At 37.1% G+C, this 24199-nt stretch carries 26 protein-coding genes; 17 read left to right on the top strand and 9 right to left on the bottom strand.

The features are described from left to right. Window positions 1-305: 305 nt before the first annotated feature. From purM to rsmE, 6 genes are all read right to left on the bottom strand, one after another. Window positions 306-1343, bottom strand: coding sequence for a phosphoribosylformylglycinamidine cyclo-ligase (purM, locus tag J3U42_RS09610; protein ID WP_267336327.1), 1038 nt, complete (start codon window positions 1341-1343; stop codon window positions 306-308). 100 nt (window positions 1344-1443) lie between these two features. Further along, on the bottom strand, window positions 1444-1854 hold the full coding sequence (gene ruvX, locus J3U42_RS09615) for a Holliday junction resolvase RuvX (RefSeq protein ID WP_267329074.1): 411 nt from the start codon (window positions 1852-1854) through the stop codon (window positions 1444-1446). A 3-nt stretch (window positions 1855-1857) separates the two neighbouring features. Next, entirely contained in the window at window positions 1858-2415 is a 558-nt protein-coding gene (locus J3U42_RS09620) for a YqgE/AlgH family protein (RefSeq protein ID WP_220217540.1), read from the bottom strand. Window positions 2416-2434: 19 nt separating this feature from the next. Then, entirely contained in the window at window positions 2435-2887 is a 453-nt protein-coding gene (locus J3U42_RS09625) for a GNAT family N-acetyltransferase (protein WP_267336328.1), read from the bottom strand. A 3-nt stretch (window positions 2888-2890) separates the two neighbouring features. Further along, window positions 2891-3847, bottom strand: a complete 957-nt coding sequence (gene gshB, locus J3U42_RS09630) for a glutathione synthase (RefSeq protein ID WP_267329076.1) — start codon at window positions 3845-3847, stop codon at window positions 2891-2893. 203 nt (window positions 3848-4050) lie between these two features. Then, window positions 4051-4776 (bottom strand): 16S rRNA (uracil(1498)-N(3))-methyltransferase, encoded by a 726-nt coding sequence (gene rsmE, locus J3U42_RS09635; protein ID WP_267336329.1) that lies wholly within the window; start codon window positions 4774-4776, stop codon window positions 4051-4053. Between the two features lie 96 nt (window positions 4777-4872). Here rsmE and folB point away from each other — a divergent pair, with 96 nt between their 5' ends. Genes folB through J3U42_RS09655 form a run of 4 tightly spaced genes read left to right on the top strand, consistent with a single transcriptional unit; the run spans window position 4873 to window position 6960 of the window. Next, window positions 4873-5241, top strand: coding sequence for a dihydroneopterin aldolase (folB, locus tag J3U42_RS09640; RefSeq protein WP_267336330.1), 369 nt, complete (start codon window positions 4873-4875; stop codon window positions 5239-5241). A 30-nt stretch (window positions 5242-5271) separates the two neighbouring features. Beyond that, window positions 5272-6264 carry an MBL fold metallo-hydrolase gene (locus J3U42_RS09645; protein WP_267336331.1) on the top strand — a complete coding sequence of 331 codons (993 nt, stop codon included), beginning with the start codon at window positions 5272-5274 and terminating at the stop codon, window positions 6262-6264. Between the two features lie 59 nt (window positions 6265-6323). Further along, entirely contained in the window at window positions 6324-6530 is a 207-nt protein-coding gene (locus tag J3U42_RS09650; RefSeq protein WP_220217534.1) for a hypothetical protein, read from the top strand. A gap of 1 nt (window position 6531) precedes the next feature. Further along, entirely contained in the window at window positions 6532-6960 is a 429-nt protein-coding gene (locus J3U42_RS09655; RefSeq protein ID WP_267336332.1) for an EamA family transporter, read from the top strand. On the opposite strand, the gene moeA is transcribed toward J3U42_RS09655, so the two are convergent. The 3 genes from moeA to rsmI form a co-directional block, all read right to left on the bottom strand. Beyond that, window positions 6952-8178: a molybdopterin molybdotransferase MoeA gene (gene moeA, locus J3U42_RS09660; RefSeq protein ID WP_267336333.1), complete on the bottom strand. Its 1227-nt coding sequence runs from the start codon at window positions 8176-8178 to the stop codon at window positions 6952-6954. The genes J3U42_RS09655 and moeA overlap by 9 nt on opposite strands. 156 nt (window positions 8179-8334) lie before the next feature. Then, on the bottom strand, window positions 8335-9426 hold the full coding sequence (gene ychF, locus J3U42_RS09665) for a redox-regulated ATPase YchF (RefSeq protein WP_220217531.1): 1092 nt from the start codon (window positions 9424-9426) through the stop codon (window positions 8335-8337). Window positions 9427-9566: 140 nt separating this feature from the next. After that, the gene (gene rsmI / locus J3U42_RS09670) at window positions 9567-10400 is read right to left on the bottom strand and encodes a 16S rRNA (cytidine(1402)-2'-O)-methyltransferase (protein ID WP_267336334.1); all 834 of its coding nucleotides are present in this window, start codon (window positions 10398-10400) and stop codon (window positions 9567-9569) included. A 369-nt stretch (window positions 10401-10769) separates the two neighbouring features. On the opposite strand from rsmI, the gene nlpD reads away from it, so the two are divergent. From nlpD to J3U42_RS09735, 13 genes are all read left to right on the top strand, one after another. After that, entirely contained in the window at window positions 10770-11810 is a 1041-nt protein-coding gene (gene nlpD, locus J3U42_RS09675) for a murein hydrolase activator NlpD (RefSeq protein WP_267336335.1), read from the top strand. Between the two features lie 117 nt (window positions 11811-11927). Then, window positions 11928-12680 carry a 2,3-diphosphoglycerate-dependent phosphoglycerate mutase gene (gpmA, locus tag J3U42_RS09680; protein WP_267336336.1) on the top strand — a complete coding sequence of 251 codons (753 nt, stop codon included), beginning with the start codon at window positions 11928-11930 and terminating at the stop codon, window positions 12678-12680. 101 nt (window positions 12681-12781) lie between these two features. Then, window positions 12782-13360 carry a thymidine kinase gene (locus tag J3U42_RS09685; protein WP_220217527.1) on the top strand — a complete coding sequence of 193 codons (579 nt, stop codon included), beginning with the start codon at window positions 12782-12784 and terminating at the stop codon, window positions 13358-13360. Between the two features lie 121 nt (window positions 13361-13481). Then, window positions 13482-14690, top strand: coding sequence for an aldose 1-epimerase family protein (locus tag J3U42_RS09690; RefSeq protein WP_220217526.1), 1209 nt, complete (start codon window positions 13482-13484; stop codon window positions 14688-14690). A gap of 295 nt (window positions 14691-14985) precedes the next feature. Beyond that, complete coding sequence (locus tag J3U42_RS09695; protein ID WP_220217525.1) at window positions 14986-15579, top strand: UbiX family flavin prenyltransferase; 594 nt, start codon at window positions 14986-14988, stop codon at window positions 15577-15579. 21 nt (window positions 15580-15600) lie between these two features. After that, on the top strand, window positions 15601-16035 hold the full coding sequence (locus J3U42_RS09700) for a pyridoxamine 5'-phosphate oxidase family protein (protein ID WP_267336337.1): 435 nt from the start codon (window positions 15601-15603) through the stop codon (window positions 16033-16035). Between the two features lie 572 nt (window positions 16036-16607). Continuing rightward, window positions 16608-17333 carry a PoNe immunity protein domain-containing protein gene (locus tag J3U42_RS09705; protein WP_267336338.1) on the top strand — a complete coding sequence of 242 codons (726 nt, stop codon included), beginning with the start codon at window positions 16608-16610 and terminating at the stop codon, window positions 17331-17333. A 4-nt stretch (window positions 17334-17337) separates the two neighbouring features. Then, on the top strand, window positions 17338-18132 hold the full coding sequence (locus J3U42_RS09710) for a PoNi-like cognate immunity protein (RefSeq protein ID WP_267336339.1): 795 nt from the start codon (window positions 17338-17340) through the stop codon (window positions 18130-18132). 302 nt (window positions 18133-18434) lie between these two features. Beyond that, window positions 18435-18683: a hypothetical protein gene (locus J3U42_RS09715; RefSeq protein WP_267336340.1), complete on the top strand. Its 249-nt coding sequence runs from the start codon at window positions 18435-18437 to the stop codon at window positions 18681-18683. Then, window positions 18683-19009, top strand: a complete 327-nt coding sequence (locus J3U42_RS09720) for a DUF6156 family protein (protein WP_267336341.1) — start codon at window positions 18683-18685, stop codon at window positions 19007-19009. The genes J3U42_RS09715 and J3U42_RS09720 overlap by 1 nt, the downstream gene beginning before the upstream one ends. An 806-nt stretch (window positions 19010-19815) precedes the next feature. Then, window positions 19816-22653, top strand: coding sequence for a type VI secretion system Vgr family protein (locus tag J3U42_RS09725; RefSeq protein WP_267336343.1), 2838 nt, complete (start codon window positions 19816-19818; stop codon window positions 22651-22653). Then, on the top strand, window positions 22625-23407 hold the full coding sequence (locus J3U42_RS09730) for a hypothetical protein (RefSeq protein WP_267329254.1): 783 nt from the start codon (window positions 22625-22627) through the stop codon (window positions 23405-23407). Before J3U42_RS09725 ends, J3U42_RS09730 begins: the two co-directional genes overlap by 29 nt. Further along, a complete protein-coding gene (locus J3U42_RS09735) occupies window positions 23370-23975 on the top strand; it encodes a hypothetical protein (RefSeq protein ID WP_267336342.1) in 606 nt (201 codons plus the stop codon). The genes J3U42_RS09730 and J3U42_RS09735 overlap by 38 nt, the downstream gene beginning before the upstream one ends. Window positions 23976-24199 lie beyond the last annotated feature (224 nt).

Raw genomic sequence — 24199 nt, forward strand, 5'->3', positions numbered from 1 at the left:
ACATTACTTAGTTATTATAATTTTTCGCTATTGTACCAGAAAGTAAGATAGCTTTTAGTTATTTTTATGTTAAATTTTTTGGATAACTTGTTGAATTTGCCTATTACAAAAAGCGTATGAGTTAGGATCAGGAAGCCAATGGCTATTACTAAAAAGATTGCTTGTTTGTTGAGTATTTTGCTTGTTATCGCTGCTGATTTATTGGCATTGTTTAATTAATAAGCCAGCAGTTTTTGACACTTATTAATGACATGGTTCAATATTACTCAATCTTTGGCAGATTGAATAATATTGAATGAATAAAACTATTTGATAACGACTCGTTGGCTATCGGATGATTGGATAATCTCGCCTATCACCCACGCTTTTTCGCCGTGGCTGCTGAGTAAATTAATCGCTTTTTCAGCAAGCTGTTTCGGTAAAGCGATGATTAAACCAACGCCACAATTAAAAGTACGATACATTTCGTGGCGCTCAACATTACCGGTTTTTTGAAGCCAATTAAATACGCTTGGCCATTGCCAACTACTTTCATTGATGACTGCCTGGGTGTTATCCGGTAATACTCGTGGGATGTTTTCCCAAAAACCACCACCGGTAATATGGGCAATGGCGTGGACATCGATTTGTGCGATTAAATCCAACACCGATTTTACATAGATTTTAGTTGGGGCTAATAGATGATCGGCAAGCGGCTTGCCGTCGAGTTGTTCAGTCGCCGGATTGACACCACTGACTTGAAGAATTTTACGAATCAAAGAGTAGCCATTAGAGTGGGCGCCCGAAGAGGCTAGGGCGATGAGTGCATCACCGTGTTGAACTTTGCTTCCGTCAATCATTTCGGCTTTTTCAACGACGCCGACACAAAAACCGGCTAAATCATAATCATTGCCATGATACATACCGGGCATTTCAGCCGTTTCACCACCAACTAGCGCACAGCCCGACTGTTTACAGCCTTCGGCTATACCTGTTACAACCGTTGTTGCCACATCGACATTAAGCTTGCCTGTTGCATAATAGTCTAAGAAGAATAGCGGCTCAGCGCCTTGAACAATCAAATCATTAACACACATTGCCACCAAATCGATACCAATTGATTCATGACGGTTTAAATCCATTGCAAGGCGTAATTTGGTGCCGACGCCGTCAGTACCGGACACTAAAATCGGCTCTTTATATTTTTGTGGAATGGCGCAAAGGGCGCCAAAACCACCCAGACCGCCCATAACTTCAGGCCGTTTGGTCTCTTTTACGACAGATTTAATGCGATTAACCAGTTCATTACCGGCATCGATATCGACGCCGGCATCTTTATAACTTAAAGTATTGTTGTTTGACACGGGGAGCAATCCTTACAATAGAAAAATTGGTCATTATTTTAGCAAGGAAGATATTGATTAGCGAACAAATATTTGTAAAATAACTTTTTAATTCTTAGGATTAATTGTTGTCAAACCAACTTTCTAAAATAATGATTGCCGAAGTGGCATCGACTCGACCTTTCTCCAGCGCTCTATATCCACCGGAAGCAAAAATATGCGATTTGGCTTCGACTGTTGATAATCGTTCATCTTGCAAATGAACTTGATAACCAAACATGCCATGTAGTCGGTTAGCAAATTTACGAGCACGGGCAGTTAAGGGTTGTTCTGTTCCGTCCATGTTAAGCGGTAGCCCGACAACTAAATAATCGGGTTTCCACTCATTTAATAATTTTTCGATAGCTTGCCAATTGGGGATACCGTCCCGTGCTTTAAAGGCACAAAGCGGACTGGCTGTTTTAGTCACATCTTGACCAATAGCGGCGCCAATGCTCGCCGTTCCGAAATCAAATGCAATAATGGTTGCCATTGGTTAAGCATTTCCCATTAGGTGTGAAATCGTATTAATATTAACACCTAATGATTCTGCCGCTTTTTGCCAGCGATCGTCGATCGCTACTTCAAAAATAATTTGCGGATCAGCTTTGGTGACCAGCCAATCGTTACTGGCGACTTCATCTTCCAGTTGTAAAGAGCGCCAACTTGAATAACCCAATGTTAGCAGGAGATCTTTAGGTTGTTCAGGCGAGCCAATCGATTTTAGTGCATCAAGCGAGGTGGTGATCATCACATCATCAGAAATTTGAATACTTGATGCAAACCCTTTTTGTGGGGTATGCAAAATAAATCCTTGCTCTTCTGCAAGTGGTCCGCCGCAAAAAACCGGATGCTCTAACTCAGCACAATTTTTGCTTGCGGTGATTTCTAAACGTGACAAGACTGTTTCAACGTTCAGATCTAAAATAGGTTTGTTAATAATAATACCCATGGCACCATCACGGTTATGCTCACAGATATAGACAACTGAACGACTGAAAAACGAGTCTTCAATCGTTGGCATGGCGATAATAAAATGATTTTTTAAGTTCATATGCTCACATTTTTTTAGTTTATAAGGCGCATTGACCAATTTTAACTTTGTGCTCAACCACACAGCGCATTAATAATTCAGCTTCTTGGGTTTCTTCATTGAGAGATTTTGAAACAATTTCAAAATTTTGCGCTAGATAAAAATCAATAGCGGCTGTGTTTTTTTCATAGACGTGAACCAGTAATTCATTAAAACGTTGCTTTGCTTTATTCACTAGCGCTTTTCCTGTGCCTTGTCGTTGATAAGCCTGCTCAACAAATAGGCCAGAAATATAGTTTTCGGTAAGCCCAATAAATCCTTTTACACCATTAAGGTCTTGCACATAGACCGTTGACATCGGGATGAGCATCTTAACTAATTGGAAATTTTGTTTAAAAAATTCAGGATCGATAAAATCATGTGCTTGTAGATTTCCTTCAAGCCATATTGACATTACTTTATCTAAATCAGTACCTTGGAATTCTCTTATCATTATTTAACTCTTTTTATTTAAACGGTGTTCGATTGCATCCATTAACATTCCGGTAATTGAAAGACCGGGATTTGCCGCTTCAATTTCGCGAACACAAGTTGGGCTGGTGACATTGATTTCAGTTAATTTATCACCAATAATATCAAGCCCTACAAATAGTAGGCCTTTTTGTTTTAATGTTGGCGCAACACTGCGGGCAATATGCCAATCGCTCTCACTTAATGCTCTAACTTCGCCATGTCCACCAGCGGCAAGATTACCCCGGGTTTCGCCTTTTTGTGGAATGCGAGCCAAACAATAAGGCACCGGTTCACCGTCAACAACTAATACACGTTTATCACCGTCTTTTATTGCGGGTATAAAGTTTTGTGCCATACAGTAACGGCTGTTGTGTTCAGTTAAGGTTTCAATGATCACCGACACATTAGGATCATCTTGTTTAATACGAAAAATGGAAGATCCCCCCATACCGTCGAGCGGTTTTAGAATGATATCGCCATGCTGTTGGTGGAATTCCTTGATCTGTTTGGTTTGACGTGTCACCAGAGTTTCCGGCGTAAATTGAGCAAACCAAGCTGTAAAGAGCTTTTCATTGCAATCACGTAAACTTTGAGGCTTATTGACCACCAGTACGCCTTTGTCTTCTGCTCGTTCTAAAATATAGGTTGCATAGATAAACTCAGTATCAAAAGGTGGATCTTTTCGCATTAAAATAACATCAAGTTCACTAAGTGCGATTGTTTGTTCATCACTGGTATCAAACCAATGTTCGTCATTATTGTAAACAGTTAATTTGCGTGTTGTTGCACAAGCTTCACCATTGCGTAAAAAAAGATCATTCATCTCCATATAAAAAATTTGGTAATCTCGTTTTTGTGCCTCAAGTAACATGGCAAAACTGGTATCTTTTTTAATTTTGATATGACTAATACGATCCATAACAATACCAAGCTTAATCATGGTCTCTCCTTACTGATTTTTTTGTTTTTTACTGAAATTATGGTGGTGACTTGTACTATCTTGTTCTTGCGTTTAGATTTGACTGAAACATTAGGATAGATAGTGGTTTATCACTATTTATAAAGTGTGATATCCACTATCATACCTGTTACAGATTAAGATGCAAATATTAAACATCTATTATCTTGTCTAATTAGCTTAAATTACCCTAAATCACCAAAACAGACTTGTAAGGCGGTAATTGCGGTAAGGGCAGCGGTTTCGGTACGTAATACACGAGGTCCAAGTAAGATATCGGTGAAATGATGTTGATGAGTCATGTCGATTTCTTCATCTGAAAGCCCGCCTTCAGGCCCGATGAGTAAGTTAATGGTTTTATTATCGCACGGTAATTGGTTTATTGTTTGCTGAGCTTTAGGATGAAGGTTGAGTTTTAAGCCTTCGGTTAAACTGGCGCACCAATGGGATAATTTCATAACTGGTTTGATTTCCGGGATGATGTTTCGTCCGCACTGTTCACAAGCTGAGATAACAATTTTTTGCCATTGCTGAACTTTTTTTTCAAGTCTGTCTTGATCGAGCTTTACGCCACATCGTTCTGAAAGTAGCGGGGTAATGGTGTTAACCCCAAGTTCAACCGATTTTTGGATAGTAAATTCCATTTTCTCACCCCGGGATATGACTTGCCCGAGATGAATATTTAATGGCGATTCTCGATTATCCAACACGGTGCTGGCCGTTTTGACCGTCACGGTTTTTTTGGTGATTTCGCTAATCGTTGCCGGGGTTATCTGATTAGAGCCGTCAAACAAGATAATATTTTCACCGACTTTCATTCTTAGAACACGGATCAAGTGATTAAAGGCATTATCATCAAGGGTAATAGAGCTGTTTTGAACAATGGTATAGGGCTGAAAAATTCGAGTCATAGTTGTGAATAATTTGCTTAATTTAAAATAAATTATAGCGTAATTTAATAAGATTCGGTAATCTCTATTCAATACTAATTAGTCAGTGGAATAAGTATGAATACAAATTGTAAAGATCGAGTGTTAATTGAAGGATTAACGCTATTTACCACTATCGGTGTTTATCAATGGGAAAAGACCATTAAACAAAAGTTAATTCTCGACCTTGAAATGGCTTGGGACAATCAGCCGGCAGGCAAAACTGATGATGTGTCACTGTGTTTAGACTATTTTGCGGTTAGCCAAACAATTACCACCTTTATACAGTCAAACCAATTTGAACTAATCGAGTGTGTTGCTGAGCGTATTGCGGAACTGGTGATAGAAAAATTTGGTGTGAATTGGTTAAGAATTAAAGTTTCAAAACCCGATGCCATTGCAAATGCGGGTAATGTAGCCGTTGTGATCGAGCGCACAGCCAATTGATTGACTAATTAAGAGCAGAATAATCTGATTATGAATAAAAAAACACCGTCGATTGCCAATCATCATAAGGGCAAGGGCTTTGAAAATCAGGAACCGTTTAAAATTAAATTAGCCGATACGTGGCGTTGGCGTCGTCAGCGCAAGGTGTTACCGCCTAAAGGGGGATATCAAGTATTTAATCAAACTTGGTGTGAACCGATTGATGTGACGTTAACGGATGATCGAGTTTGGTGGATAGGTCACTCAACTACCCTAATTCAACTTGACGGTAAAAGGATTTTAACCGATCCGGTGTTTTCAAAACGCGTCTCTCCCTCCCAGTTTATCGGCCCTAAGCGCCGTACCTTGCCGGCAATCACGGCGGATCAATTGCCAACTATCGATGTAATCGTTATTTCGCATAATCATTATGACCATATGGATTATCATAGCATCCGCCAGTTGTTGGCTCGTTTTCCGAATGTTGTGATGTTAGTTCCTTTAGGTTTAAAAAAGAAATTATCTAAGTGGGGCGCAAAGCAAGTCATCGAATTAGATTGGTGGCAGTCGGTAAACGTGACAGGGTTAACGTTTACTGCAACGCCTGCCAAACATTGGAGTAATCGTGGGCTTTTTGATGTGAACAAAGCATTATGGTGTGGCTGGATGATTCAATCAAATGTGGATGATAAACAACAATGTAAAACTGTCTATTTTATGGGGGATACCGGCTATAGTCCGATTTTAAAACAGATCGGCGAGCGTTTTGCACACATCGATTTAGCATTAATCCCGATAGGGGCTTATGCGCCACGTTGGTTTATGCAATCTCAACATATCGATCCCAATCAGGCGATTTTATTGTTTGATCAGCTTCATTGTCAGGCCGCAGTAGCTATTCATTGGGGAGCATTTGAATTGGCTGATGAACCGTTAGATGAACCGCCAGCGTTATTAAATGAGTTAAAAGGTGATCGTGCGTTTTATCTTTTAAAAATAGGTGGTAGTCATACTATCAATCGCTTAGGTTATGGATTAAAATAGTTTATCTGTTTACAGCAAATAGACGTTATCTAACCACATTTTTAACAAAGGAGAAAAGGATGAAATCAGCATTACTTGCGTTATCTTGTATCGCTTTGAGTGTCGTTTTAGTTGGTTGTGGTGGTAAAAACGATCAGGGTAAAAAATATCATTGGTCTAAAGCTCATGGCGTTTTGGAAGATTGCCGTGGTGTAATGAATAAATCACAACAGTGCGAAAGCAACTCAAATAATCAGCAATACTTGTTTCAAATAGACAGGTATTAGTATGAGTGCTTGGTTGATATATGCATTGCTTTCGGCAATTTCGGCTGCTTTTGTTGCAATTTTAGGTAAAATAGGCTTACAGCATTTTGATGCAAACACGGCCACTGCAATACGTGCGATTGTGATGGCTGTTTTTTTGGTTGGCGTGGTTATTGTTCAAGGTAAGATAAATCTCATTAATACCTTTTTTAACGATAAAAAAGCGTTACTTATTATTGCGTTAAGTGGGATTGCCGGGGCGTTATCTTGGTTGTTCTATTTTATGGCAATCAAAGAAGGTAAAGTTTCACAAGTTGCCCCGATTGATAAACTCAGTGTCGTTTTTGCCGTTGTTTTTGCGGTGATCTTATTTGGCGAAAAGATTTCATTTCTCGCCGGTATCGGCGTTGCTATGATAGCCGCAGGCGCTATTTTAGTGGCACTATTTTAATAGTGCATCAAACAGTGCCACTGTTACCCACTCACCTTGACTGACATTGCCACGCTGCTGTTCAAGTAAAATAAAACAGTTTGCTTGGTTAAATGATTGGGTCAAGTGTGAACCTTGTTGCCCGGTTGAACTTACTTCTAACTCACCGCTTGAATTGATTTGCAATATGCCACGTTGAAAATCTAATCGACCCACACTTTTTTTAAAATTAGTTGCCGTTTTAACTTTAAAAGTAAGATCATTATTTGTAATTTTTTGACCACAAAGCGCAAAAATAAGCGGTCTGACTAATTGGTAAAAGGTGACCAGTGTAGAGACCGGATTTCCGGGCAGACCACAGAAAAGGGCTTTATTAATGTTTCCGAAAGCAAAAGGTTTACCGGGTTTGATTGCCAGTTTCCAAAAATCTACCTGTCCCAGCGCTTCAAGAGCCTGTTTGGTATAATCTGCATCACCCACCGAAACCCCACCACTGGTGATAATTAAATCAGCATGCTGCGCTGCGCAATCAAGCGCTTGTTTGATTTTGATTGGATCATCGGCAATGATGCCTAAATCGATAATCTCGCAATGTAATTTGCCTAGCAGTAACTTTAGAGTGAAACGGTTACTATCATAAATTGCGCTATGACTGGCTAACGGCTGATCCATTGCAGTAAGCTCATTACCTGTTGAAAACAGTGCAACTTTTAATTTTCTATAAACGATAATTTCACTTAAGCCTAAGGTGGCAAGTGTCGAGAGGGTTGGAATGGTTAATCGTGTACCTTTATCAACAATAATGCTACCTTGTTTAACATCTTCACCGGCAAGGCGAATATTATCACCGGATTTAATATCATTTAAAAATCTGATGCCTGTTGTGGATTTTTCAGTATGTTCTTGCATGACAACCGCATCGGCCTGAGCTGGTAACGGAGCGCCAGTCATAATTCGTAAACATGTTCCTTCTGGCCACTGTAAATTGGCGATATCATCACCGGCAAAAATTGTGCCCGCTAAAGGTAGTGTTGTGGACTGAGTTATATCTGATAATCTGACAGCATAACCATCCATTGCAGAATTATTGAAGCTTGGTACGTTCATTGGCGAAACAATTGGCTCAGCCGTAATTCGATCCAGGGCGCTTTCTAAACTCACTTTCTCGCAACTAAGTGGCGAAGTCATTGCAGCGGTTTGAAGTATGGTTTTTGTGGCTTGTTCAAAAGTCAGTAACATTGATGTCCTACCTTAATTAAATTGTCCTTAGGTGATTTTTGTCAAGAAGTTTCAGAAAATTACTACGTTTCAGTATAAAAGAGAGGATAAAGAACTTGGAAACTTAGGTTTAATCGCTTGAAGTTTGCGCCACCTTAAAGCGGCGCAATTTAATTGCTAAACGTTAAATAAAAAGTTCATTATATCGCCGTCTTGTACGACATAGTCTTTGCCTTCTGAACGCATTTTACCGGCCTCTTTTGCGCCTTGTTCACCGCCATATTTAATAAAATCATCAAAAGCGATAGTTTGCGCCCGAATAAAACCTTTCTCAAAATCAGTATGAATTTTACCTGCAGCTTGTGGCGCAGTATCACCAACTGAAATTGTCCATGCTCTCACTTCTTTTACGCCAGCTGTAAAATAGGTTTGTAAATTCAATAGGCTATAGCCTGCACGAATTACCCGATTTAATCCCGGTTCGGTTAAGCCTAAATCTTGCATAAACTCATCACGGTCAGCATCGTCAAGCTCTGCTAGCTCAGCTTCAATTGCGGCACAAACTGGCACAACAACCGATTTTTCTTCAGCTGCAATCGCTTTCACTTTTTCTAAAAACGGATTATTTTCAAAACCGTCTTCGTTTACATTGGCAATGTACATGGTTGGTTTTAAGGTTAAAAAGCTTAGGTATTTAATGGCATCAAGCTCTTCTTTACTTAAATCAAGTAGCAAGAGTTTTTTACCTTGCTCTAAATGGGGTAAACATTTTTCTAAAATTTCTAACTCAAATTTGGCATCTTTATCGCCACCTTTTGCCCGTTTTTGTAAACGAGTGATCGCTCGTTCACACGCTTCAAGATCGGATAGCGCGAGTTCAGTATTGATAATTTCAATATCTTCAGCCGGATCAATTTTGCCCGCTACATGGACAATATTTTCATTTTCAAAGCAACGAACTACATGCCCAATGGCTTCGGTTTCACGAATATTGGCTAGGAATTGATTACCTAAGCCTTCGCCTTTTGATGCGCCTTTTACTAAACCTGCAATATCGACAAATTCCATAGTGGTTGGCAATGTGCGCTGTGGTTTGACAATTTCAGCAAGCTGATCTAAACGCGGATCCGGCATTGGCACAACACCTGTATTTGGCTCAATTGTACAAAACGGAAAGTTAGCCGCCTCGATACCTGCTTTGGTTAGTGCATTAAAAAGAGTTGATTTACCAACATTTGGTAATCCGACAATCCCACATTTAAATCCCATACTGTATGTTACCTTTTATCATTAAATATCTTAAAAAATTAAGGGCTAATTATATACTAAATCACGCTAAATGTGCCAATGTTCTTATTTATGATGAAATCTAATTAAAAATCAATCGTTAAGCTATTTGGCGGGTAGGCTTAATTTGTCTTTTCAAAGGTCAAACCAAGCTGATAAAGTTGATTTTTTTTCAGTCCATAAATTTCAGCCGTTAATGCTGCTGCTTGTTTTAATGGTAAGGATTTAAGTAATAATTTAAGGGTGCTAATAGCTTTGGCATCGATTTCATTATCGGTTTTAGCTTTTCCTTCCACAATTAAAACAAATTCCCCTTTCTGGCGTGCTGTATCCGTTTGCAGCCATTGAATCAACTCACTTACTGGATAGCTCACAATAGTTTCCCATGTTTTGGTTAACTCTTTTGCCAGCACTACTTGTCTATCTGCACCAAAGATAGTTTGCATATCTTGCAATGTATCGATTAATCGATGTGTCGATTCATAAAAAATCATGGTATGTGTCTGGTCAATGAGACTGGTTAAGTAATCTTGCCGGGCTTTTGCTTTTGCGGGTAAAAAACCTTCATAGCTAAATTTATCTGAAGGTAATCCTGCTACGCACAGCGCAGCAATAGCCGCGCAAGCACCGGGTATTGGTACAACTTTGATATCATTTTCACGGCACGCTTTCACTAAGTGATAGCCCGGGTCGTTGATTAATGGTGTGCCGGCATCAGATATCAGTGCTATAGACAAGCCGGATTTTAGCTTATCTATCAATTGTTGTGCTCTGTCTTGTTCATTATGGTCATGGAGCGCAAACAGTTTAGCTTTAATGCCAAAATGCTGTAAAAGCAAACCACTATGGCGGGTATCTTCAGCAGCGATAAGATCAACTTTTTTGAGTGTTTCAATTGCTCGAAGTGTGATATCGTCTAAATTTCCAATAGGTGTTGCAACAATATATAAAGTCATTATTTTAAATCACATTAAATTTTCGTAGAAAATACGTTAAAGAGACTGTACGAATGCCTATTTTATTGTATATACTCATGGCTTTCAAAATTAATTCAATTTAAGTCTTTTTTAAAACTTAAAGTAAGATTTTTAATCATTTGTTGTCTGTAACAAATATTCACTTAACAAATGATATAATTATGTTAAATCGTCGCAAAAGCGATGCTTTGTAACTTGCTAAAAAAGTGCGCTATATTAGGTGATAAATAGCTTAATGCTCAGTGACTTGCTCAATTTAGCATAACATGGAATCAATATAATAGCTTTTTACAACAAAAGCGATAAAATATATTCATAAAACAATATTAAAAAATGAAAGGTGTTGCTGTGAAAAAAATTCTAACATTAAGTTGTTTAAGTTTGATGATTGCTGCTTGTACTCAAACTGATCAAGCCGAAATCGAAGATATTTCCGGTTCTTCTGGCGGATCAATTTCATCTGTATATACTAAACCGCCGTCAAATATTTCTACAGGTTCTCGCGTTTATTCAACGCCAACATCTTATAACCAACCGACTCAAACAACATCTTCGATTCGAAATACATCAACAACCACCAGTAGCAATGGTACGGTGACGACTAATGAACGAATCACTTATAATCGTAATTATGAGGATATTCCCAAAGGCGGATATCAAGGCAATACTTATACCGTTAAACGTGGGGATACTCTGTTTTACATTGCTTGGGTAACCGGTAATGATTATCGTTCGTTAGCAGCGAAAAATAATATCAAAGAGCCTTATGCTGTCAATGTTGGGCAAGTTTTAGATGTGAGCGGCGGAACAACTATTGTGACGCAACAGACAACTACTTCTCAAACTGCAAGCACAAATAGTGGTAGTAGTAATTATGGTGGAGGCCAATTAGATAATCAACCAGCTTCTACCACCACAACAACCACCACAACAACAACGATTGATGAGGGTAAACCACCTAAAACAACGCAAACAACCAATACGGTCACCACAACGCCACCACCAGCAACAGGCACTGTGTCAAATAATAATATTGCATGGCAATGGCCAGCCAGAGGTAAGATCATTGAAAAATTCTCAAATGCAAGTAAAGGGATCGATATTTCAGGTTCGTTAGGTGATAAAATTGTTGCGGCAGCTGACGGTCGAGTTGTTTACTCAGGTAATGCATTACCGGGATATGGTAATTTAATTATTGTCAAACATAATGATGATTTTTTAACCGCTTATGCGCACAATCAAACTATTTTAGTGAAAGAGCAACAAGCTGTTCGCGCGGGTGAGCAAATTGCTACAATGGGGGCGACAGGTACCTCATCAGTGAGATTACATTTTGAAATTCGTTATCAAGCTAAATCTGTTGATCCTTTAAAATACCTTTCAAATTAATTTAAATTTGAAAATATTAGATTATTTAAAACCAAAATGCACAGTTAACTCTGTGCATTTTGATAGAACAGAATTCATTTAACCGTTTTTATTTTAAGCAACAAAGGAGTTAAATTCATGGCAGTAAAAAAATTAGTTCTTATTCGACATGGAGAAAGTGTTTGGAATCAAGAAAATCGTTTTTGTGGTTGGACTGATGTAGATTTATCTGACAAAGGTAATAAAGAAGCAGCAGAAGCAGGGCAATTACTTAAACAAGAAGGTTTCCAATTTGACTATGCTTTCACTTCAGTTTTAAAACGTGCAATTCACACTTTATGGCACGTGCTTGATGAAGTTGATCAAGCATGGTTACCTGTTGAAAAAAGCTGGAAATTAAACGAACGTCACTATGGCGCATTACAAGGTTTAAATAAAGCTGAAACTGCAGCAAAATATGGTGATGAACAAGTTAAATTATGGCGTCGTGGTTTTGCCATTACTCCTCCTGCGCTTGAAAAATCGGATGAACGTTTTCCGGGACACGATTCACGTTACCGTAATTTACCAGAATCTGAATTACCATTAACTGAAAGCTTAGCGTTAACTATCAAACGTGTACTTCCATACTGGGAATCAACTATCGCACCACGTGTTGCTAAAGGTGAACGTGTTATTATCGCCGCTCACGGTAACTCTCTACGTGCATTAGTTAAACATTTAGATAACATCAGCGATGATGATATTATCGATTTAAATATTCCAACTGGCGTACCATTAGTTTATGAATTTGATGACAATATGAAAGTTATCAAACATTACTATTTAGGTAATGCCGATGAAATTGCCGCTAAACAAGCAGCAGTAGCAAACCAAGGTAAAGCGAAATAATTTCGTTTTTAACTATTTAAAAACGAACTATTAAAAAAGGTAAGTGATGATTGCTTACCTTTTAAATCAAGATTGTTTATTTTATTTTCGAGAGTATTATTTTGTCTAAAATTTATTATATTTATGCTGTAATGAATGCGGGAAAGTCTACTGAGTTATTACAGATTGATCATAATTATTTAAGTAACAATATGAAGACATTACTGTTAAAGTCATCGGTAGATACTCGTGATTCAGCAGTAGAAATTGTGTCTCGATTAGGGCTGCGAAAAAAAGCATTACAACTTGATGATAACAGTGTTGATGAGATTATTGAACACATAAAACAAAGTAATTATGCTTGTATTTTGATTGATGAGAGTCAATTTTTATCATCCAAAACGATTTGGAAGTTATCCGATGTTTGTGATGAATATGGCGTTCCTATGATGTTTTTTGGATTAAAGACCGATTATATGGGACAGTTATTTGAAGGGTCCAAAACATTATTAGAGATTGCAGATAATTTTAGAGAGCTTAAAACAGTTTGCTGGTGTGGCAAAAAAGCCATTATGAATTTATTAGAAGGCCAAGACGGCCAGATTGTTAAATTTGGTAATTCTATTCATTTAGGTGATACGGAGTTTCATTCTGTATGCCGTAAGCATTGGAAAACCGGTCAAGTAAGGCCAAATTGTTAATTTAGTTGCTATTTTTTAGTAAGGTATAAATTAGTTGGGTTTAGAAATGCGTTTTAAATTTGTTAAAAGAAGATAGTTATTTCCATATTGAGTACAATTTCATTAATTATAAGGAATCGTTATGAAAACCAAAATCAGTTCACTAGCATTAGCGCTAACTTTCATCACTGCTACCGCCCAAGCTCAAGAATATGTTCTTATCGACAAGGAAAAAGATATCGATAAAGGATTTTGGGTTGTTCACAATACCGATATTGGATTAAAAGATACCAATTTTAGAATACAAAATAGAGTGTTAACTGGTGGTAAAGAAGAGGGGTCTCAACTGCTTTCAATTACAAGTGGTAATTTCAACATCTATTTAAGCCCAACCCGTGGAATGGGCATTCTCTCTGTGGAAGGTGACGGCATTCGTTTGGGGTGGGATGCTCCTGTTAAAGGCGTTATTAATCCTAAATTTATCGATCTTGAAAGTCGTGATGGCTTAGGCTGGTTAGATGGTTTTGATGAGATGCTAGTACGTTGTGGTTTTGAATGGAGTGGTCACCCTGTCAAAGCAGACGGTAAAATATACTCACTTCATGGACGTGTTCAAAATATTCCGGTGTCAAAATTACTTGTCAATATAGAAGATAAACCGCCATATACCCTAACAATCAAAGGGCTTATTGAGGAAAAATCAGATAATGATAAAAATTTAGAAACTTGGACGTCATTAACTTATGTTCCGGGCACCAAAGAATTCACTATTCACGATGTTGTGACGAATAAAGGTAAGGCGACCAGTGATTATCAAATCATCTATCATAGTAACTTTGGTACGCCAATTTTAGAAGAAGGGGCTAAGTTTGTTGCACCTGTGAAAGAAATTTCTCCGTTTAACGATTATGCTAAAGGTGGTTTAAAAACTTGGGAAACCTATTCCGGTCCAATCAATGATGCCAGCGAAATGGTATTTAACATCTATCCTTATGCAAAAAATGACGGGCAAACTCAAGTCATGTTAACGGACAAAAATGGCGACAAAGCTGTTGGTATTGCTTATAACATCAAACAATTACCGGTATTTTCATTGTGGAAAAGCTTCGATCCAATTAAACAAGGTTATGTTACCGGTTTAGAGCCAGGAACTAGCTTCGCTTATCCTGTTACAATTGAACGTGAGCAAAAACGAGTCCGTCAATTAGAACCCGGACAAAGCACTGAATTCACTTTAACTTATAGCTTATTGTCAAATAAAGAAGCTGTAAGCAAATATGCAGATCAAATTAAGGCTATTCAAGATAACAGAAAAACTGATATCGTTGAAACGCCAATGGCGCAAGAATAATCACTCACTACCATTGCCTACTTTCTTAGTAGGCAATGTTTCAATAGAATGCTTGTTATAATCTTTAACTCAAAACACCGTTTCCCTTATGCTTTTCGATAAAATTCCATATTAAACTGTGTATTTTATGCCTTCTACTACTAAATAGTTAACTACTACAAAAGGAAAAGCTGTTGAGCACACTTATGTTTGATAATATAACGAGATATTTTTACAATAGTCTTTAAAACCCGTTCAATTTTCTGTTTTAAGATAAAGTACCTTTTACCCAAGACAAATAACAATAGGAAACAAAATGACAGCAAGGCGGATAATTATTGGTATCAGTGGCGCAACCGGATTTGCTTATGGCATCAAAGCGCTAGAATTATTAAAACCAATGGATGTTGAAACGCATCTGGTTATTTCAAAAGCCGCCCAGATAACCCAATCTTATGAAGCACCCGACTACAGCATAAAACAGATCGAATCGCTTGCTGATAAGGTTTACAGTGTCAACAACATTGGTGCAGCAATTGCCAGTGGCTCATTTAAAACTATGGGAATGTTGGTTGCGCCTTGTTCGATGCGCTCTTTGTCGGCTATTGCCAATAGTTTTAGTGATAATTTACTCACTCGGGCGGCAGATGTGGTCTTAAAAGAGCGACGACGGTTAGTGTTAATGGTAAGAGAATCTCCTCTGAACTTAGCACATATCAAAAATATGGAAGCGGTCACCTTAATGGGCGGAGTAATTTTCCCTCCGGTACCGGCACTTTATCAACACATTGAAAGTATTGATGATGTCATAACTCATAGTGTTGCAAGAGCATTGGATCTTTTTGATCTTGATATTCCTGCTTTACCACGTTGGGGAGAAGATATGCACTTAAACCGTCATCCCAAATAACGCAGTAATAAATGTTAGCCAATGAAAATAGATAACAATATCATTGAATTTATTAAAAACCAGCATGTGCTTTCGCTCAGTGTGCTTTTGCCTGACAATCAGCTATCGGCGTGCAATGTGTTTTATGTGTTTGATGACCAACAGATGTGCCTTTATTTTCTTACCGAATTGAAAACGCAGCATGCTGAAGCGATGTTAACTCACCCCCAAGTCGCTGGTACTATTAACGTGACGCCAAAAAATATACTACACATACAAGGTATACAGTTTAAAGCAGTAGCAACGCAGCTCACCGATCAGCCAGCAAAGCAGGCTTATTCTCACTATTATCGAGCCTTTCCCTTTGCTCGGATAATGCGAGCGCCAATTTGGTCGTTAACGTTACAACAAATCAAAATGACTAATAATCTACTTGGCTTTGCGCATAAAACCTATTGGCAACGTCAAAGCAGTTAGTTTTTAGCATTGATAAAATAGTTTTGGGAAACTTACTATTTTGAAACACTACCAACCCCAATAAAAGGAACAGACCGATATTGGGAAAAGAGCAAACAGTTGTTTCATAGCTTAAATGATGAGCAAAGAAATCAACTAAAAGTTTTTACACAATTGATTATGATAGATACAATATCTTCAATCTTTAGCAAATTGGACAATTTATCTTCCTACGCTAATCAAGAAAGTTTTTTTGAAGTTACACTCAATGGAAATGTTATAAGTGGCGATTTACAGGAAATGTTTTTAATGAGTATTGAAGAAGATAATGCTTAAATTTTTATAATAATCTTAAATTAAAATCCGCTCCTCACAAGAGCGGATTTTTTAATTCCTTTCCGCTTCAAAGCAGAATAAAAAAGGGGGCAAAAAAGATGTGGCAAAGCCACGCATTTATAAAAATTGGAACCTATCCTAAAATTAGATGATTACGGAAATATAATATATAGAAAAGTAGATGCCAATGGTTACATTATTAGAGGTAAAGCAGGAAATTGGTCATAAAATATTATTTTTACATAAAAAGGATGAAAATGAGAACAAATTTAAAAACACAGGATTATTTTAATAATTTTATTAATAGCGAAAATCAAAGAATACTTAAATTTGATAATTGGTTAGAAATTGCCAAAGTGGTTGAAAATAGAATTCCTTCAATAAAAAGACAACTTTTCACTATTTCTTTAAATATTTTAATTGCAAAATACACTTCAGGATATGCTATTGAAGAACTAAGGAGAGAATTTCCCTTAGTGATAAAAAGATTTGTAGTAGGCTGGAATGATAATGACAGCACACCAGAAGATGACGTTCATTTTGATGAATACCTATTAATGTTAAGAATGTTATCACTTGGCGTCTTATTAGAAACAGATAATGATGATTTCAATAAAATAATAGAAGTACTCTATAAAAGTAACCGTAAAGATGACTTATTTTCTTTTATCATCTCTTATAAAACAGGTTACCCGTCCATGGTAAATAAGTTAACTTATGAGCAATTTAGACCGCTATGTGAAACAACTAAAGAAATAGATAAAAACAAAGCGATAACGATTCTAAAAAATTATCTGGAAAAAGATTGGTATAAGAGTATGAAATTAACCTACTGGTACGATAATCACAAAAGCAAAGCAGATACATTTTTTGGCTATTGGAGCTTTGAAAGCGGAGCATTGGTCAAAATACTTGGCTTAGACGATACCACCTTAAAAAAACAACCATACTACCCTTACGATATGGTGCATTGGGAAAAATAACATTATGGAACTAAGAGATAAATTAAACTCCTTGGAAGGGTATCAAGAAATTATAGATTTAAATATACAGTTCATTAAAGAACGTTTTGAAAAAATTGAAAATTTAAAACAAGATGAAAAGGAAGGAATACAAAAATATCCCAGACCAAATAATGAAATTATAAAATCGACAAAAGATAGTATCATAAATTATTATATTGACCTGATCAAAGCAAAATATTCAATAGGTTTGGGAAAACAAGAAGTAAGTGATCTTTATCAAGATTATTTGAACTTTTTTATCTTAACGGGGAAAGCTAAATCATCAAAAGATTTTCTTTATGGAGAAAATCCCACTCCCTATTACAGCACAGACCAATATGATATTTTACTTTTCAGTTTTAGCCTAGCAATATTACTGAACATTAATAATGAAGACTTTAAAAAATTGGTCTCAGTAAGAAATATTGTTCACGAACCCGATAAGCTACTAGACTTTATGATAAATTATAAACTAGGCGGAAGAACCACCTCAGTAGAAATGAAGGCAAATGAATACAAAAGTTATTCTTCAATTATAGATATAGCCATAACTAATAGAGAAAAAGGAATACAAGCCTTAAAACAATACCTATCAAAACAATGGTTTAAAAATTATAGAAAAATGGGTTGGAGCGAATCGCATAAAAGTAAACATAATATCCACAGCGGCTATTGGAGCTTTGAAAGCGGTGCGTTAGTCAAAATACTCGGCCTAGACGACACCCCCCTAAAAGACCAACCATACTACCCTTACGATATGGTGCATTGGAAAGAGTAACAATATGGAATGTTCAAAATTAAAAATACATTTCAAAAAACAGTAGCAAAAGCAGAAAAAAGAAAAAATTGTGTGGCAAAGCTAGATTGTATCGAATTATTTGGGCAGACCGATTCAGGTCTATGATGATAAAGGTGAGCTGGTTTGGCAGGTGGAGTTTGATATATAGAAAAGATATAGACTTGTTTGCTGATGATAATTATGGGCATTGATGGATAGAAATAGATGGTAAAGAGAGTTATGGTCGGTGGCTGCCTAAAGGAGTTGGACTAAAAGAAACTATTTTTGGCGTACCAAGAGATTTGAATGGACAAACAAGATTTGGAGGCTCACCTACTTTAGATCCTCTTCATGGAGATAGAGGTAAGGGTGTTAATGTATTTCAAGTATATTCTAAAGATGGACGTACTAAGGATGAGATTACAGATCAGATTAGCGATTATGCTAAAAAATATCGTGGTGATTGGCGTTGGCCCGTAGGACAAAATTGTCATTATTTTCAAGAGAAAATGCTAAAAGATTTGAAGTTAGAAATAAGGAAATGTAAATAATGAAAAAAATATTTCTTTTAATCCCAGTTTTATTTTTCTCTTTCTACACGCAAAACGGATTAGGTATGGAAGAAGTGAAATATTATGAAAGTTTTTCTGGATATGATCATCCAATAAAATTAAACAATGAGATCGATTTAAATAGTTTAAAAGATAAAAATAATTATTTAAAAGCTATTTATATAAATAATAAACTTAAAGTAGTTGAAAAATATATAAACAATAATCTTTTTTTTAGTTATGTCTATGTTTATGAGAAAAATAAACTAATAAAAATAGAAACTACTAATATTAATGGAGAAAAGAAAACAATATTAAATGATTAATAATTCTTAAAAATAAAAGCTAACTTATATAAGTTGGCTTTCTTTATTTCCAAAACCATGGACACTTGATGGAGTAAAAGTTTTAGAAGAATTCCTAATATTAAAGATAAATTAATATTTAGTAAGTTATGATAAAATATTAAAACAAATAATGTCATTATTAGATGAAGTTGAAGAATATGATTGGAAAAATCTTTTTAGCCACTTAATAAAAAATTTTTCTAATGATGATAAACAATTTAGTAGAAAAATTATTAAAAAATAAATAGTCTTACTTTAATTGAATAAAGTACTATATCAATTTAAAAATATAAATTTCATAGTTTCACAATAAATTATATGCCAATCTGAGTTTAATCATCTATTTAATAGATATCTACCGATACATATAGAATGTATCGACTAACGGTAAATCCTGATTTATTCACCCCGTCGAAATGGTGGATTATTTTTGGGAAATTAGATATTAAGGCTTATCATATTCATCATGATGTAAATATCGAAAACATAAACAAAACAGTTTCAAAATATATCGAAACCACGTAAGTTATTAGTGGTATAACAATAATATTATTTGTTGTTTTAAACACTTAGGACAGACATAGCATCAAGGATAGTTTGCTAATCGTTTTTACACACTTAATATCAAGTGTGCTTTTCCCATGCTTCCCTTATTGTTGGTTCCTATATTGTTAAAATAACTGAAAGGAACACACATGGCGAAGGACCCGACCAACTTTATTTTAAACGACCCCGTCAAACAGGTACAGCAATTTGGTTAACAGTTACTCCATGGACTCCATGAACTGACCGGCTTAGCTGTCAGTCATAATCGTTATACCTTAACGGTTGACGGGTTAAATGCACCTGTTTCAGTATTAAAGGTTAATGGTGAAGAGCAGTTAAACCAGCCGTGGCAATACACAATAGAGTTTACCTGCACGGATAAACAACTATCGATTGAAACCCTGCTGAATCAAAAAGCTTCGTTCTGCTTTAATCCGTTTAGCGGCAATTTGCTTAATACAGCGATACGCTCCTTAACGGACTTACCCACGGCAGGACAAGCCCGCACCCTTTATGGGATAATTACTGCATTTAGTCTGCTGTCGGTCAGCCGGGATGAAGCGCATTATCGGGTGGTGTTATCGCCAAGATTAGCCCGACTGTCACTGAGCCGTAACAGCGCTATCTTTCAAAACCAAAGTGTCATTAGTGTGGTTGAAACAGTGTTACGCAGCCATGAATTTACCGGCGTTGATTACCGTTTGGAATTAAAAGCGGCCTATCCGGAAAGAGAATTTATCACCCAATGGCAGGAGAGTGATTTAGCCTTTATTCAGCGACTGTTAGCCGATATCGGTGTCTGGTTTCGTTTTGAAACGCATGCCGAGCATCATTGTGATGTCATTGTTATCAGTGATGATGAACAAGGTTATCATCAGGCGGCCGATATTGAGTACAAACAGCCGAGCGGTATGACCGATGACGGTGTTGAAAGCGTATGGGATATCCGGTTAGACAGTCAGGTGGTCGAGTCCTCAGTCAAGGTGCAGGATTACAACTACCGGGATGCCAAAGCCAGTTTACTCAGTGATGTTAACAGTCAACCGAAAGAGGCCACCACCTACGGAACGGATTACCGCTATGCTGAGCACTATAAAGGCTTAAATACAAATGGCATAAAAACCGCGCAGGGTGATGATGAAAGCCAAGCAAGTGACAATGATGACAGCGCTGATGAAAAAGAAAATAGCCGCCATATTGAAAGCGGACAATGGTATGCACGTATTCGTCATGAACACGCAATCAGTGAAAAAATCATCATCAGCGGCGCCAGCAACCACTACAATCTGGCACCGGGGCAACGGATTCACATAAAAGGCAGCCCGCTGGCTGATATCGATGACGGCGTGATTATTTTAAGTGTGGAAGGACAAGGTAACCGCACCGATGCTTATGAGCTACGCTTTACGGCGATACCGTATCAAGCCTTCAAACCTTACCGGCCAAAACCGATAGCCTGGCCGACAGTCGGCGGAACATTACCGGCACGGGTCACCAGTCCGGATAATGACACTTACGGTTATATCGATACGCAAGGTCGCTATCGGGTCAAATTCAACTTTGACTTAAAAAACTGGAAAAACGGTGAAGAGAGCCTGTGGGTCAGATTAGCCAAACCATATGCCGGCAACACCTATGGCTTTCACTTTCCGTTAATTGACGGCACAGAAGTGGCGATAGCCTTTACCGACAGTAATCCCGACAGGCCGTATATCGCCCATGCCATGCACGACAGTGCCCACCCTGACCATGTCACCACGATAAACAAACACCGTAATGTGATACGTACTCCGGCCAATAATAAATTGCGCATGGATGACAAACGGGGGCAGGAGCATATCAAACTGGCAACCGAATACGGTAAAACGCAACTTAATCTGGGTCACTTAGTTGACCAAAACAAAACACCACGGGGTGAAGGGTTTGAACTTCGCACGGATGACTGGGGTGCCATTGCGGCTGAAAAAGGCTTATACCTGACCAGCCAAACCGAGCCAAAAGCGCAAGGCAAACAACTGGATATGCAAGGTGCGATTACCCAGCTGGAAAATGCCTTATCGATAGCCAAATCACTCCAGCAAGCCGCTCAACAATCGGAAGCCCACGATGCCGACACCGACAGTCAGGACCAGCTCAAGGCCAACTTAACTGAACTGGCCCAAAGTGGCATCTTAGCTTATGCGCAAGAAGGTATTGCATTAACCAGTCCGGAAAACATCCAGCTATCAACCGGTAACAGCGTGAGTATCACGGCGGAAAACCAAACCGACATCACGGCATTAAAAAACATCACGGTATCTTCGGGAGAAGCGATAGGGCTATTTGCCCACAAATCGGGGATGAAGGTCTTTGCCAATCAAGGGGATATTGACATACAAGCCCAAAATGCCAACCTGAATATGGCCGCAAAACAAGATATCAACATAGACAGTGTTGACGGCAAACTGACCATTACCGCCAGCAAAGAGCTAACCTTAATCTGTGGCGGCTCGTATATCAAAATCAGCAGTAAAGGCATAGAGCTTGGTACACAAGATAACGTTAAGCTTAAATGTAATGTGATGCAGAAGATGGGGCCGAAAACAAAGCTTGTACCTGAAATTATTTTACCTGGTATTTTTAATTTTATCGGCGTAAGTCAATATAGCATGAGGTTTTTGTTGACTGACAATGATGATAATCCCATTGTATTCATGCCATATAAAATTTGGCATGGTGAAAGCGTTTATGCTAGAGGAACGACAGATTCAAATGGTTATACCAGTACTGTATATTCTGAAGCAGAAATACCATTACATGTGGAAATAGATATAGATAGATTAGGAGAAAATAATGTCAGTAGCAGTAGTGAAGGTCAATATAACATGAAGTTTTTGTTGACTGACAATGATGATAATCCCGTTGTATTTATGCCATATAAAATTTGGCATGGTGAAAGTGTTTATGCTAGAGGAACGACTGATTCAAATGGTTATACCAGTACTGTTTATTCTGAAGCAGAAATACCATTACATGTGGAAATAGATATAGATAGATTAGGAGAAAATGATGTCAGCAGTAGTCATGAATTGGGTTAATAAGCAAAAAGAGCGGAAAACAACAACAACTTTACAAGGAAATAATAATATTACTTCAATAGGAGTAACGATGACTGCTTATGTTAATAAAGTAGCGGATGATGGGTATGTAACCGTACTTCTTGATGGTGAAGGAGAAGTGAGATTTGGTCTTTATATGTATACCAAATTAACTTTATTTGGAATCAATAATAATGGTGATAGAGTTAGATTTAAAATAGAAGATGGTGAATATAAAGGTCGTATAGGTTCTATGGTAATTAAAAAAGGTGTTGATACCCATCTTGGTGTAATCTCACCAGATAATAGCATACCAACAATTAAAGTAAAATATGGTAAATTTGTTACTAATTGGTATTCTAAACCTAGAGATGAAATATTAGATCAACAATTTGCTACGTTAACTGTAGGAAATATATCGGTACAGGTTACGTTAAATTCAGATTGGAACACGCCAAATAGAACACCACTACCTGAAGGAATTTATGAAATTTCTGTTCCTGATGGCGGTCATAATCCTAAACAAACCGATTTTTATACGGTTGGTAATCGTCCTGTGAAAAATTATAAAATTTGGTTTCCTATTTTGCCTTTATCTGAAGAACGATTTATTCATGTTGGTCATCTATCTCATGGTTGTGTATCTATTGTTGATTATGAAAAATATCCAGAAATACATGATTATTTAGTTAAACATAGAGGAAAAGGAAAAAATAATGATGATATTGTCGCACTTTTGGAAGTTATTAAGTAAATTTTTATTTATTTGTTTTTTTAGCTGCATTGCAAGTCAAGCTATTGCTAAGAGTTTTCATGACTGTGATTTGAATTGGATGGTAGAGCATCCTATTGAAGAATGCACAGATTTATATGAAAAGAAAATTTCATCATTGACGGCAACGCAAAAGCAATATTTTGAAGATGAGTTTAAAAGAATTGTAGATGACAAAAGGACAGTACCTGTATGGGTTATAGCTGAGGAGCTTTCTTATCTTTTTAAGGATTATCCAACATCAAAAGTACTGTTTACTAAATTAAAAATAGATGAAAAAGTTAGCAGGACAAATGAATATGATAGTAAACAAATAAATTGGGATGATCCAACATGTTCGGATTGTTTATATTACTTCTTTATGCTTAAACAATTTAAAATTTTATCTTCTATGCTAGAAAAAAAAGGTATATTAGATACCAAAGAAAAAAACATGTTGCTTATTAGTAATCAACGTATTGAGTGCTTAACTGATATTATTGATTATCTGAGTAATAATCTGGACAAATCAATTGAACGAAAAACCATTATCGATAAATGCTATAATTAACAGTTTTTCTTTACACACCTAACAGTAAGTAACCTGATAAATATATTATGCTAAATGGAGATATATTTTAAATCAGGTTTGTTACTAAAGGGTGTATTGTCACAAAATCTCAATTAAAAAATGAAAACACTAACAAAAAAAAGACGGTAATTATATAGAGATGGCGACTTTACCGCTAAAAACAGGTTTAACAGCAAGTCAATATAAACCAAGTTTACACGTGG

It is taken from the genome of Gilliamella sp. B2923 (genome assembly GCF_026536565.1).
Lineage (GTDB): Bacteria > Pseudomonadota > Gammaproteobacteria > Enterobacterales > Orbaceae > Gilliamella.

Bases quoted from the DNA above. Each gene is read 5' to 3' on its own strand.
- ruvX (WP_267329074.1), bottom strand. From the start codon at position 1,854: ATGGCAACCATTATTGCATTTGATTTCGGAACGGCGAGCATTGGCGCC.
- J3U42_RS09620 (WP_220217540.1), bottom strand. From the start codon at position 2,415: ATGAACTTAAAAAATCATTTTATTATCGCCATGCCAACGATTGAAGAC.
- J3U42_RS09625 (WP_267336328.1), bottom strand. From the start codon at position 2,887: ATGATAAGAGAATTCCAAGGTACTGATTTAGATAAAGTAATGTCAATA.
- gshB (WP_267329076.1), bottom strand. From the start codon at position 3,847: ATGATTAAGCTTGGTATTGTTATGGATCGTATTAGTCATATCAAAATT.
- rsmE (WP_267336329.1), bottom strand. From the start codon at position 4,776: ATGACTCGAATTTTTCAGCCCTATACCATTGTTCAAAACAGCTCTATT.
- folB (WP_267336330.1), top strand. From the start codon at position 4,873: ATGAATACAAATTGTAAAGATCGAGTGTTAATTGAAGGATTAACGCTA.
- J3U42_RS09645 (WP_267336331.1), top strand. From the start codon at position 5,272: ATGAATAAAAAAACACCGTCGATTGCCAATCATCATAAGGGCAAGGGC.
- J3U42_RS09650 (WP_220217534.1), top strand. From the start codon at position 6,324: ATGAAATCAGCATTACTTGCGTTATCTTGTATCGCTTTGAGTGTCGTT.
- J3U42_RS09655 (WP_267336332.1), top strand. From the start codon at position 6,532: ATGAGTGCTTGGTTGATATATGCATTGCTTTCGGCAATTTCGGCTGCT.
- moeA (WP_267336333.1), bottom strand. From the start codon at position 8,178: ATGTTACTGACTTTTGAACAAGCCACAAAAACCATACTTCAAACCGCT.
- ychF (WP_220217531.1), bottom strand. From the start codon at position 9,426: ATGGGATTTAAATGTGGGATTGTCGGATTACCAAATGTTGGTAAATCA.
- rsmI (WP_267336334.1), bottom strand. From the start codon at position 10,400: ATGACTTTATATATTGTTGCAACACCTATTGGAAATTTAGACGATATC.
- gpmA (WP_267336336.1), top strand. From the start codon at position 11,928: ATGGCAGTAAAAAAATTAGTTCTTATTCGACATGGAGAAAGTGTTTGG.
- J3U42_RS09690 (WP_220217526.1), top strand. From the start codon at position 13,482: ATGAAAACCAAAATCAGTTCACTAGCATTAGCGCTAACTTTCATCACT.
- J3U42_RS09695 (WP_220217525.1), top strand. From the start codon at position 14,986: ATGACAGCAAGGCGGATAATTATTGGTATCAGTGGCGCAACCGGATTT.
- J3U42_RS09700 (WP_267336337.1), top strand. From the start codon at position 15,601: ATGAAAATAGATAACAATATCATTGAATTTATTAAAAACCAGCATGTG.
- J3U42_RS09705 (WP_267336338.1), top strand. From the start codon at position 16,608: ATGAGAACAAATTTAAAAACACAGGATTATTTTAATAATTTTATTAAT.
- J3U42_RS09710 (WP_267336339.1), top strand. From the start codon at position 17,338: ATGGAACTAAGAGATAAATTAAACTCCTTGGAAGGGTATCAAGAAATT.
- J3U42_RS09720 (WP_267336341.1), top strand. From the start codon at position 18,683: ATGAAAAAAATATTTCTTTTAATCCCAGTTTTATTTTTCTCTTTCTAC.
- J3U42_RS09730 (WP_267329254.1), top strand. From the start codon at position 22,625: ATGTCAGCAGTAGTCATGAATTGGGTTAATAAGCAAAAAGAGCGGAAA.
- J3U42_RS09735 (WP_267336342.1), top strand. From the start codon at position 23,370: ATGATGATATTGTCGCACTTTTGGAAGTTATTAAGTAAATTTTTATTT.